This is a genomic window from Streptomyces sp. NBC_01478 (assembly GCF_036227225.1).
Taxonomy (GTDB): domain Bacteria; phylum Actinomycetota; class Actinomycetes; order Streptomycetales; family Streptomycetaceae; genus Streptomyces.
Genome location: NZ_CP109444.1, coordinates 2,942,345 through 2,954,544, shown reverse-complemented (window position 1 = coordinate 2,954,544; position 12,200 = coordinate 2,942,345). Strand labels below are relative to the sequence as shown.

Genomic DNA, 12,200 nt, shown 5'->3' with positions numbered 1-12,200 from the left:
AAGATCTTCCGAAAGCGCCGAGGCGGAGAAGGGTACGGGGAGCACGATGGAACCGGTCATCATCGTCTTGATCATCCTGGTGGTGTTGGTCTTCATCGCTTTGATCAAGACGATCCAGGTCATCCCGCAGGCAAGTGCCGCGATCGTGGAGCGATTTGGCCGCTACACACGCACACTGAACGCGGGACTCAACATCGTCGTCCCGTTCATCGACACGATCCGCAACCGCATCGACCTGCGTGAACAGGTCGTACCGTTCCCGCCGCAGCCGGTGATCACCCAGGACAACCTGGTCGTCAACATCGACACGGTCATCTACTACCAGGTGACGGACGCGCGGGCCGCGACCTACGAAGTGGCCAGCTACATCCAGGCAATCGAGCAGCTCACGGTCACCACGCTCCGCAACATCATCGGCGGCATGGACCTGGAGCGCACGCTGACCTCCCGCGAGGAGATCAACGCGGCCCTGCGCGGCGTCCTCGACGAGGCCACCGGCAAGTGGGGCATCCGCGTAAACCGCGTCGAACTCAAGGCAATTGAGCCCCCCACCTCCATCCAGGACTCGATGGAGAAGCAGATGCGCGCCGACCGTGACAAGCGCGCCGCGATCCTCACCGCGGAGGGCACCCGCCAGGCCGCCATCCTCACCGCCGAAGGTGAGAAGCAGTCCCAGATCCTGCGCGCCGAAGGCGAGGCCAAGGCCGCGGCCCTGCGCGCCGAGGGTGAAGCCCAGGCCGTCCGTACGGTGTTCGAGGCGATCCACGCAGGCGACGCCGACCAGAAGCTCCTCTCCTACCAGTACCTCCAGATGCTCCCGAAGATCGCCGCAGGCGACGCCAACAAGCTCTGGATCGTCCCCAGCGAGATCGGCGACGCCCTCAAGGGCCTCTCCGGCGCGATGGGCAACGTCGGCCCGTTCGGCGGCGGTTCGGGCAACGACGGAGGCAACTCCGGCAACTCGGGCGGCAATTCAGACCGCCAACGCCGAGAGAAGCCGTCCATCGACTGACGGCCGGTCACTTCTGGAGCTACGCCAGTTCCCCGCGCCCTAAGGGGCGCGGGGAACGGCGCGATCAGCCACAACGAACCCGCAGCCGACCAACAACCATGTCGACTACGGCGATTAGTCAGGCAGCGTCCCGAGCCAACCAGCCCGGCAACGCATCAAAATCCTCAACCGCCAGCGCGAGCAACATCGCATCGGCCGGCGTCGGCTCGAACGGCTGCCGCAGCAACGGCATCCCCGCCTGCTCCGGAGTCCGCGCCGCCTTGCGGTGGTTGTCCTCCGCACACGAAGCCACCGTGTTCAGCCAGGAGTCCTGACCGCCCTGCGCCCTCGGCACCACGTGGTCGACCGTCGTCGCCCGCCTGCCGCAGTACGCGCACCTGTGCCGGTCCCTGACCAGCACACCGCGCCTCGACCACGGAGCTTGTCTTCGGAACGGCACCCTCACGTACCTGCACAACCGGATCACCCGCGGGGCCGGTATATCAACCGCGGCTCCGCGCATACGCAGTTCGGGGTGGGCCTGCTCGACGACAGCCTTGTCCTGGAGCACCAGAACGACGGCTCGATTCAACGACACCGTCGACAGCGGCTCGAAGCTCGCGTTCAGCACCAGCGTGTCCCGCATCCAGCCCACCTCCCATGTGCAACCGGCCCACCGCACGGCGGGCTTGGATCAACTCTGGCCGGGCACGCCGAGATGGACAACGCAATAAAAAATGCCCGCCTCTGATCAATTCCAAGACCAGAGGCGGGCAAACGTTCAATGAACGTCAGTCTTCTGCGGGCGCTTCGTACTCACCGATCAGTTGGGCCCGCGCCAGCGTGTGAAACCGCAGGTTGAAACCGACGACCGCCGGAGAAACGTCCGAGTCCGGACCGAGTTTCTCCGCATCCACGGCGTACACCGTGAACACATAACGGTGCGACCCGTCCCCGGGCGGCGGCGCGGCCCCACCGAAGTCCTTCGACCCGTAGTCGTTCCGCACCTGTACGGCGCCCTCGGGCAGCCCCTCGAACTTGCCGCTGCCCGCACCCTCCGGCAGCTCGGTCACCGAGGCCGGGATGTCGAACACCGTCCAGTGCCAGAACCCGCTCCCCGTAGGGGCGTCCGGGTCGTAGCAGGTCACGGCGAAACTCTTGGTCTCGGGCGGGAAGCCCTCCCACCGCAACTGCGGCGAGGTGTTGCCGGCCGCGTAGACCTGAGCGTCCTTGAGCGTCGCCCCCGGATCGACGTCCTCACTCGTCACCGTGAACGACGGCACGGGCGGGTGAAAGTCATGGGGGAGCGGCCGCCGCTTGAGCTCGGTCACCTCGGTACCTCCTGATCGGTCTCTTCAGTGGACACCGAGCCTAGAACCAGTTGCGCTTGCTGCCGACCTCGGACAGCCACTGATTGAGGTACGCCGCCCAGTCCGTCCCGTGGAAGTCGTGCTGGCCCACCTGGAACGACCGGAAGGTGTCACTGCCCTCACTGAACAGTCCCGGCTTCTTGTCCATCTCCAGGATGACGTCCATCGCGTTCTCATCGGCCACGAAGCTCAGCTCGACCTGGTTCAGACCCCGGTACTGCGACGGCGGGAAGAACTCGATCTCCTGGTAGAACGGCAGCTTCTGGCGCGTCCCGCGGATGTGACCGCGCTCCATGTCCGCGTTCTTGAAGCGGAAACCCAGCCGGAGGAAGGCGTCCAGGATCGCCTTCTGCGCCGGCAGCGGGTGCACGTTGACCGGGTCCAGGTCACTGGAGTCCACGGCCCGCGCGATCGCCAGCTCGGTGCTCACCCCGATGTGCATCCCGCGCAGCGCCTGACCGTCGATCATCGTGACCGGCGTCTCCCAGGGGATCTCCAGCCCGAACGGCACCGTGTGCGCGGCCCCCGCCTGCAGCTCGAAGGCGTCACCGAGGCGCACCTTCGTGAACTCGATGTCCTGCTTGTACTCCTGGTCGCCGCTCTCGATCTCGACCTTGGCCTGCAGCCCGACCGAGAGCCCCTGGATCTCCTGGCTGACGGACCCGCCCTGGATCCGCACCTCGCCCTGAACGACACCACCAGGAACGACGTTGACCTCGGTCAGCACCGTCTCCACCGAAGCCCCGCCGGCCCCCAGGCTCGCGAGCAGCTTCTTGAACCCCATGACTCTCCCTTTACGTATGGACCCTTGATCCCTACAAACGCGATCCGACCGCGACCGGTTCCGCGCCACACCCTGGCAAGCGGAGGGAACCTTGACCACCCCTTGGCGCAAGCGGGCCTGGACTACGCTCGGACGCCATGATCGCGCCCCCGGACCGTATGCCACTCCCCAGAGAGTTCTTCGACCGCCCTGTACTGGAGGTCGCCCCCGACCTCCTGGGCCGCATCCTCGTCCGTACGACTCCTGACGGCCCGATCGTCCTGCGCATCACGGAGGTCGAGGCCTACGACGGCGGCAACGACCCCGCCTCCCACGCCTATCGAGGCCCGACGGCCCGCAACGGCGTGATGTTCGGTCCGCCCGGGTACGTGTACGTCTACTTCACCTACGGCATGTGGCACTGCATGAACCTGGTGTGCGGTCCCGAGGGCACGGCGAGGGCGGTCCTGCTCCGCGCCGGCGAGATCGTCGAGGGCGCCGAGCCGGCCCGCAAACGTCGACTCTCGGCCCGAAATGACAAAGAACTGGCCAAAGGCCCCGCCCGCCTGGCCACCGCCCTGGATGTCGACCGCTCCCTGGACGGCACGGACGCGTGCACCACGGGCGAGACACCCTTGCGGATGCTGGCCGGCACACCCGTGCCGTCCCATCAGGTAAGCAACGGCCCTCGCACCGGAGTGTCCGGCGAGGGCGCGGTCCACCCGTGGCGGTTCTGGATCACCAACGACCCTACGGTGAGCCCTTATCGGGCCCATACGCCAAGGCGTCGGTCAAGTTGACGCGCCCAGGCGGGGTGCGTAATGTAGCCCGAGCCGCTTGACCCGGGTACGGCAATCGCCAGCAGCCGGAAGCGGCCAACCCACTACTTACGACTCTCCCTCGCTGAGGGCGCATTCGGCGTGCCTGCATGCCTGAATTCGAACTCGCGGAACTCGATTATGAGTTGCCGAGGGGATCGGCTAACGTAGTGAATGTCGAAAGGCCGACGGGCGAAAGCCCAAAGCCCTTGACAATCCCCTCCGATAGGGAATCGGGACCGGAAACGGTCTGATAGAGTCGGAAACGCAAGACCGAAGGGAAAAGCCCGGAGGAAAGCCCGAGAGGGTGAGTACAAAGGAAGCATCCGTTCCTTGAGAACTCAACAGCGTGCCAAAAATCAACGCCAGATATGTTGATACCCCGTCTCCAGCCATCATCTGATGTCTGGGACGAGGTTCCTTTGAAGAAAACATACAGCGAGGACGCTGTGAACGGTCGGGCTTATTCCGCCTGACTGTTCCGCTCTCGTGTGTGTCGTTCCCGATTACGGGAAAACATTCACGGAGAGTTTGATCCTGGCTCAGGACGAACGCTGGCGGCGTGCTTAACACATGCAAGTCGAACGATGAACCACTTCGGTGGGGATTAGTGGCGAACGGGTGAGTAACACGTGGGCAATCTGCCCTGCACTCTGGGACAAGCCCTGGAAACGGGGTCTAATACCGGATAACACTCCCGCACTCATGTGTGGGGGTTAAAAGCTCCGGCGGTGCAGGATGAGCCCGCGGCCTATCAGCTTGTTGGTGAGGTAATGGCTCACCAAGGCGACGACGGGTAGCCGGCCTGAGAGGGCGACCGGCCACACTGGGACTGAGACACGGCCCAGACTCCTACGGGAGGCAGCAGTGGGGAATATTGCACAATGGGCGAAAGCCTGATGCAGCGACGCCGCGTGAGGGATGACGGCCTTCGGGTTGTAAACCTCTTTCAGCAGGGAAGAAGCGAAAGTGACGGTACCTGCAGAAGAAGCGCCGGCTAACTACGTGCCAGCAGCCGCGGTAATACGTAGGGCGCAAGCGTTGTCCGGAATTATTGGGCGTAAAGAGCTCGTAGGCGGCTTGTCACGTCGGGTGTGAAAGCCCGGGGCTTAACCCCGGGTCTGCATTCGATACGGGCTAGCTAGAGTGTGGTAGGGGAGATCGGAATTCCTGGTGTAGCGGTGAAATGCGCAGATATCAGGAGGAACACCGGTGGCGAAGGCGGATCTCTGGGCCATTACTGACGCTGAGGAGCGAAAGCGTGGGGAGCGAACAGGATTAGATACCCTGGTAGTCCACGCCGTAAACGGTGGGAACTAGGTGTTGGCGACATTCCACGTCGTCGGTGCCGCAGCTAACGCATTAAGTTCCCCGCCTGGGGAGTACGGCCGCAAGGCTAAAACTCAAAGGAATTGACGGGGGCCCGCACAAGCAGCGGAGCATGTGGCTTAATTCGACGCAACGCGAAGAACCTTACCAAGGCTTGACATACACCGGAAAGCATTAGAGATAGTGCCCCCCTTGTGGTCGGTGTACAGGTGGTGCATGGCTGTCGTCAGCTCGTGTCGTGAGATGTTGGGTTAAGTCCCGCAACGAGCGCAACCCTTGTCCTGTGTTGCCAGCGTGCCCTTCGGGGTGACGGGGACTCACAGGAGACCGCCGGGGTCAACTCGGAGGAAGGTGGGGACGACGTCAAGTCATCATGCCCCTTATGTCTTGGGCTGCACACGTGCTACAATGGCCGGTACAATGAGCTGCGATACCGTGAGGTGGAGCGAATCTCAAAAAGCCGGTCTCAGTTCGGATTGGGGTCTGCAACTCGACCCCATGAAGTCGGAGTTGCTAGTAATCGCAGATCAGCATTGCTGCGGTGAATACGTTCCCGGGCCTTGTACACACCGCCCGTCACGTCACGAAAGTCGGTAACACCCGAAGCCGGTGGCCCAACCCCTTGTGGGAGGGAGCTGTCGAAGGTGGGACTGGCGATTGGGACGAAGTCGTAACAAGGTAGCCGTACCGGAAGGTGCGGCTGGATCACCTCCTTTCTAAGGAGCACTTCTTACCGATCCCTTCGGGGTGAGGTCAGAGGCCAGTTCATCAGCGAACGTCTGATGCTGGTTGCTCAAGGGTGGAACGTTGATTATTCGGCACTGTCGGTCATCTCATGGCTGCGAGTACTGCTCTTCGGGGCGTGGAAAGCTGATCACGAGTGGCGATGGTGCCGGGCACGCTGTTGGGTGTCTGAGGGTACGGCTGTGAAGCCGCCTTCAGTGCCGACCCCAGTGAACTTGCCCGGTAGGGCGGGGTGATGGGTGGTTGGTCGTTGTTTGAGAACTGCACAGTGGACGCGAGCATCTGTGGCCAAGTTTTTAAGGGCGCACGGTGGATGCCTTGGCACCAGGAACCGATGAAGGACGTGGGAGGCCACGATAGTCCCCGGGGAGTCGTCAACCAGGCTTTGATCCGGGGGTTTCCGAATGGGGAAACCCGGCAGTCGTCATGGGCTGTCACCCGCTGCTGAACACATAGGCAGTGTGGAGGGAACGCGGGGAAGTGAAACATCTCAGTACCCGCAGGAAGAGAAAACAACCGTGATTCCGGGAGTAGTGGCGAGCGAAACCGGATGAGGCCAAACCGTATGCGTGTGAGACCCGGCAGGGGTTGCGTATACGGGGTTGTGGGATCTCTCTTTCACAGTCTGCCGGCTGTGAGGCGAGTCAGAAACCGTTGATGTAGGCGAAGGACATGCGAAAGGTCCGGCGTAGAGGGTAAGACCCCCGTAGCTGAAACATTAACGGCTCGTTTGAGAGACACCCAAGTAGCACGGGGCCCGAGAAATCCCGTGTGAATCTGGCGGGACCACCCGTTAAGCCTAAATATTCCCTGGTGACCGATAGCGGATAGTACCGTGAGGGAATGGTGAAAAGTACCGCGGGAGCGGAGTGAAATAGTACCTGAAACCGTGTGCCTACAAGCCGTGGGAGCGTCGCGCATCAAGTTTACTTGGTGCGTCGTGACTGCGTGCCTTTTGAAGAATGAGCCTGCGAGTTTGCGGTGTGTTGCGAGGTTAACCCGTGTGGGGAAGCCGTAGCGAAAGCGAGTCCGAATAGGGCGGTTTAGTAGCGCGCTCAAGACCCGAAGCGGAGTGATCTAGCCATGGGCAGGTTGAAGCGGAGGTAAGACTTCGTGGAGGACCGAACCCACCAGGGTTGAAAACCTGGGGGATGACCTGTGGTTAGGGGTGAAAGGCCAATCAAACTCCGTGATAGCTGGTTCTCCCCGAAATGCATTTAGGTGCAGCGTCGTGTGTTTCTTGCCGGAGGTAGAGCACTGGATAGGCGATGGGCCCTACCGGGTTACTGACCTTAGCCAAACTCCGAATGCCGGTAAGTGAGAGCACGGCAGTGAGACTGTGGGGGATAAGCTCCATGGTCGAGAGGGAAACAGCCCAGAGCATCGACTAAGGCCCCTAAGCGTACGCTAAGTGGGAAAGGATGTGGAGTCGCAGAGACAACCAGGAGGTTGGCTTAGAAGCAGCCACCCTTGAAAGAGTGCGTAATAGCTCACTGGTCTAGTGATTCCGCGCCGACAATGTAGCGGGGCTCAAGCGTACCGCCGAAGTCGTGCCATTCATACAATAGGGCCAACGCCTGTATGGATGGGTAGGGGAGCGTCGTGTGCCGGGTGAAGCCGCAGCGGAAGCTAGTGGTGGACGGTTCACGAGTGAGAATGCAGGCATGAGTAGCGATACACACGTGAGAAACGTGTGCGCCGATTGACTAAGGGTTCCTGGGTCAAGCTGATCTGCCCAGGGTAAGTCGGGACCTAAGGCGAGGCCGACAGGCGTAGTCGATGGATAACCGGTTGATATTCCGGTACCCGCTGTGAAGCGTCAAACATTGAACCAGGCGATGCTAAGTCCGTGAAGCCGTTCCGGACCCTTCGGGGAATGGAAAGTGGTGGAGCCGACGGACCAGACCTGCAGTAGGTGAGTGATGGGGTGACGCAGGAAGGTAGTCCATCCCGGGCGGTGGTTGTCCCGGGGTAAGGGTGTAGGGCGAGTGGTAGGCAAATCCGCCATTCATTAAGTCTGAGACCTGATGCCGAGCCGATTGTGGTGAAGTGGATGATCCTATGCTGTCGAGAAAAGCCTCTAGCGAGTTTCATGGCGGCCCGTACCCTAAACCGACTCAGGTGGTCAGGTAGAGAATACCGAGGCGTTCGGGTGAACTATGGTTAAGGAACTCGGCAAAATGCCCCCGTAACTTCGGGAGAAGGGGGGCCATCACCGGTGATTGAATTTACTTCATGAGCTGGGGGTGGCCGCAGAGACCAGCGAGAAGCGACTGTTTACTAAAAACACAGGTCCGTGCGAAGCCGTAAGGCGATGTATACGGACTGACGCCTGCCCGGTGCTGGAACGTTAAGGGGACCGGTTAGTCCAACTTCGGTTGGGCGAAGCTGAGAACTTAAGCGCCAGTAAACGGCGGTGGTAACTATAACCATCCTAAGGTAGCGAAATTCCTTGTCGGGTAAGTTCCGACCTGCACGAATGGCGTAACGACTTCTCGACTGTCTCAACCATAGGCCCGGTGAAATTGCACTACGAGTAAAGATGCTCGTTTCGCGCAGCAGGACGGAAAGACCCCGGGACCTTTACTACAGTTTGATATTGGTGTTCGGTTCGGCTTGTGTAGGATAGCTGGGAGACTTTGAACCTCGGACGCCAGTTCGGGGGGAGTCGTCGTTGAAATACCAGTCTGGTCGTGCTGGATGTCTAACCTGGGTCCGTGATCCGGATCAGGGACAGTGTCTGATGGGTAGTTTAACTGGGGCGGTTGCCTCCTAAAGAGTAACGGAGGCGCCCAAAGGTTCCCTCAGCCTGGTTGGCAATCAGGTGTTGAGTGTAAGTGCACAAGGGAGCTTGACTGTGAGACCGACGGGTCGAGCAGGGACGAAAGTCGGGACTAGTGATCCGGCGGTGGCTTGTGGAAGCGCCGTCGCTCAACGGATAAAAGGTACCCCGGGGATAACAGGCTGATCTTCCCCAAGAGTCCATATCGACGGGATGGTTTGGCACCTCGATGTCGGCTCGTCGCATCCTGGGGCTGGAGTCGGTCCCAAGGGTTGGGCTGTTCGCCCATTAAAGCGGTACGCGAGCTGGGTTTAGAACGTCGTGAGACAGTTCGGTCCCTATCCGCTGCGCGCGCAGGAACATTGAGAAGGGCTGTCCCTAGTACGAGAGGACCGGGACGGACGAACCTCTGGTGTGCCAGTTGTTCTGCCAAGGGCATGGCTGGTTGGCTACGTTCGGGAGGGATAACCGCTGAAAGCATCTAAGCGGGAAGCCTGCTTCGAGATGAGTGTTCCCACCCCCTTGAGGGGTTAAGGCTCCCAGTAGACGACTGGGTTGATAGGCCGGATCTGGAAGGCGGGTAACCGCTGGAGGTGACCGGTACTAATAGGCCGAGGGCTTGTCCTCAGTTGCTCGCGTCCACTGTGTTAGTTCTGAGACAACGAACAGTTGTCGGCTAGAGCTTGAACCACACAACAGAAAAGTGTGCTTGTTCGCTCGAAACCATTAGGGTTTCGGTGGTCATAGCGTGAGGGAAACGCCCGGTTACATTTCGAACCCGGAAGCTAAGCCTTACAGCGCCGATGGTACTGCAGGGGGGACCCTGTGGGAGAGTAGGACGCCGCCGAACAATCTTTGGAGGACCCCTGGTCCCAGCGTTCACGCTGGGACCAGGGGTCCTTTTGTTTTTCCAGAAACTTTCAGAAACACAGTCCGGAGCGCGCCGAGTAGCTGGCTGCGCGAGAATGACTTGCGGTACCGAAGACAGGAGTCACCGATGTCCACCAACTCTCCCGAGGACCGACCGGAGCGCGAGGAGCGGCGACGGGACAGTGGTGACCGCGGCGGCGACCGTGGCGGGTACCGCGGAGGCCCGAGCCGTAGCAACGATCGTGGTAACGACAACCGTGGCGGCGCCCCCCGTCGTGACGACCGTGGCGGCAGCGGTGGCGGTGGCGATCGTGGTGGGTTCCGCGGGCGCGATGACCGTTCGGCCGGCCCGCGTCGCGATGACCGTCCTGCGGGTCCGCGGCGTGACGACCGTCCTGCCGGTCCCCGTCGTGATGACCGTGGTGGCGATCGTGGAGGGCGTCCCGGTGGTTTCCGTCGGGACGACAACCGTGGTGAGCGGCCCCCGTTCCGCCGTGACGACCGCAGCGACAACCGGGGTGAGCGTCGCGACGACAACCGTGGTGAGCGCGGTGGCTTCCGGCGCGATGACAGCCGTGGTGAGCGTCCGCCGTTCCGTCGGGACGACAACCGCGGTGGCGGTGGTGGTTTCCGGCGTGACGACAGTCGCGGTGAGCGTCCGCCGTTCCGTCGTGATGACCGTGACAACCGGGGCGAGCGTCCTGCCTTCCGGCGTGACGACGACCGTGGTGACCGTGGCAGCTACCCCCGCCGCGACGACCGTGGCGGCAGCGGTGGCGGTGGCGATCGCGGTGGGTTCCGCGGGCGTGACGACCGTTCGGCCGGCCCGCGGCGCGATGACCGTCCTGCTGGTCCCCGTCGTGATGACCGTGGTGGCGAGCGTGGAGGGCGTCCCGGTGGTTTCCGTCGGGACGACAACCGTGGTGAGCGACCCCCGTTCCGCCGTGACGACCGCAGCGACAACCGGAGCGACAACCGGGGTGGCGAGCGTCCGCCCTTCCGCCGTGATGACCGTGACAACCGGGGCGAGCGTCCTGCCTTCCGGCGTGACGACGACCGCGGTGACCGTGGCAGCTACCCCCGCCGCGACGACCGTCCTGCCGGTCCGCGTCGTGATGACCGAGGTGGCGAGCGTCCGCCGTTCCGGCGTGATGACAACCGTGGTGAGCGTCCGCCGTTCCGTCGGGACGACCGTGACAACCGGGGCGAGCGTCCTGCCTTCCGGCGTGACGACGACCGTGGTGACCGTGGCAGCTACCCCCGCCGCGACGACCGTGGCGGCAGCGGTGGCGGTGGCGACCGTGGTGGTTTCCGCGGCCGTGACGACCGTTCCTCGGCTCCGCGTCGTGATGACCGGCCCGCCGGCCCGCGTCGTGACGACCGTCCGGCCGGCCCGCGTCGCGATGACCGTCCTGCCGGTCCCCGTCGTGATGACCGTGGCGGCGATCGCGGAGGGTTCCGTCGGGACGACAACCGTGGTGAGCGGCCCGCGTTCCGCCGTGACGACGACCGGGGTGGTTACCCCCGCCGTGACGACCGGCGTGATGACCGTCGGGGCGACGACCGCCGTGGTGGCGGCAGCCGGTTCCGTGACGAGCGGGAGCGTGACCGCGAGCCGATCAAGCGGCTGCCGATCCCCGAGGACGTCACGGGCGAGGAGATCGACAAGGACGTACGGCAGGAGCTGTTGAGTCTGCCGAAGGGGCTCGCGGAGGACGTCGCAAAGAACCTGGTGATGGTCGCCCGGCTCATCGACGAGGACCCCGAAGGCGCCTACGCCTACTCCAAGATCGCCCTGCGACTGGCGTCGCGCGTCGCCGCCGTGCGTGAGGCGGCCGGGTTCGCCGCGTACGCGAACCAGAAGTACAGCGAGGCGCTGGCCGAGTTCAGGGCCGCGCGGCGGATGACCGGCAGCGTGGATCTGTGGCCCGTGATGGCCGACTGCGAGCGTGGGCTCGGGCGGCCGGAGAAGGCGCTGGAGATGGCCGGGGCCCCCGAGGTGCACAAGCTCGACAAGGCCGGGCAGGTGGAGATGCGGCTCGTCGCGGCCGGCGCCCGGCGTGACATGGACCAGCTCGACGCGGCCATCGTCACCTTGCAGAGCCCCGAGTTGGCCTCGAACACCGTGCAGCCGTGGACCGCGCGACTGCGGTACGCCTACGCCGACGCCCTGCTCGCCGCCGGGCGTGAGGGCGAGGCGCGGGAGTGGTTCGCCAAGGCCGTGGAGTCCGACAAGGACGGCAGCACGGACGCGTCGGACCGGCTCGCGGAGATGGACGGTGTCGAGTTCGTCGACGCGTTCGTCGAGGACGAGGACGAGGACGACAGCGACACTGTGATCGACGCTGAGACCGAGGTCGATGACGAGGTCGAGTCTCAGGACGACGTCTCCGTAGTCGACGAGTTGGACGACGAGGACGAGGACGACGACATCGAGGACGACGAGGTCGAAGCCGCGGCCGAGACCAAGGAAGACGTCGCCAAGGAAGATGTCCTTCTTAAAGAAGAAGACGACGACAAGAACTGATCTACG

General features: G+C 63.0%; 6 protein-coding genes, 3 rRNA genes and 1 pseudogene. 7 read left to right on the top strand and 3 right to left on the bottom strand.

What is annotated here, in order from left to right; translation table 11 throughout:
- The first annotated feature begins 46 nt into the window (after window positions 1–46).
- Complete coding sequence (locus tag OG223_RS13250) at window positions 47–1,012, top strand: SPFH domain-containing protein (RefSeq protein WP_329246953.1); 966 nt, start codon at window positions 47–49, stop codon at window positions 1,010–1,012.
- A gap of 118 nt (window positions 1,013–1,130) precedes the next feature.
- Here the strand turns inward: OG223_RS13250 and OG223_RS13245 are convergent, their stop codons facing one another.
- The 3 genes from OG223_RS13245 to OG223_RS13235 form a co-directional block, all read right to left on the bottom strand.
- Complete coding sequence (locus OG223_RS13245) at window positions 1,131–1,637, bottom strand: HNH endonuclease (RefSeq protein ID WP_329246951.1); 507 nt, start codon at window positions 1,635–1,637, stop codon at window positions 1,131–1,133.
- Between the two features lie 145 nt (window positions 1,638–1,782).
- Entirely contained in the window at window positions 1,783–2,322 is a 540-nt protein-coding gene (locus OG223_RS13240; RefSeq protein WP_329246947.1) for a YbhB/YbcL family Raf kinase inhibitor-like protein, read from the bottom strand.
- A gap of 40 nt (window positions 2,323–2,362) precedes the next feature.
- Window positions 2,363–3,145, bottom strand: coding sequence for a sporulation protein (locus OG223_RS13235; RefSeq protein WP_329246944.1), 783 nt, complete (start codon window positions 3,143–3,145; stop codon window positions 2,363–2,365).
- A 137-nt stretch (window positions 3,146–3,282) separates the two neighbouring features.
- Here OG223_RS13235 and OG223_RS13230 point away from each other — a divergent pair, with 137 nt between their 5' ends.
- From OG223_RS13230 to OG223_RS13205, 6 genes and pseudogenes are all read left to right on the top strand, one after another.
- The gene (locus OG223_RS13230; RefSeq protein WP_329246941.1) at window positions 3,283–3,924 is read left to right on the top strand and encodes a DNA-3-methyladenine glycosylase; all 642 of its coding nucleotides are present in this window, start codon (window positions 3,283–3,285) and stop codon (window positions 3,922–3,924) included.
- 537 nt (window positions 3,925–4,461) lie between these two features.
- A 16S ribosomal RNA gene (locus tag OG223_RS13225) occupies window positions 4,462–5,987 on the top strand.
- 314 nt (window positions 5,988–6,301) lie between these two features.
- Window positions 6,302–9,424: ribosomal RNA gene (locus OG223_RS13220) — 23S ribosomal RNA — on the top strand.
- Between the two features lie 106 nt (window positions 9,425–9,530).
- Window positions 9,531–9,647, top strand: a 5S ribosomal RNA gene (gene rrf / locus OG223_RS13215).
- The 16S, 23S and 5S rRNA genes sit together here, the layout of an rRNA operon.
- A 147-nt stretch (window positions 9,648–9,794) precedes the next feature.
- A pseudogene (locus OG223_RS13210) lies at window positions 9,795–11,279 on the top strand (hypothetical protein); the annotation flags it as partial.
- A gap of 15 nt (window positions 11,280–11,294) precedes the next feature.
- Window positions 11,295–12,194 carry a hypothetical protein gene (locus OG223_RS13205; protein WP_329265259.1) on the top strand — a complete coding sequence of 300 codons (900 nt, stop codon included), beginning with the start codon at window positions 11,295–11,297 and terminating at the stop codon, window positions 12,192–12,194.
- Window positions 12,195–12,200: the final 6 nt, after the last annotated feature.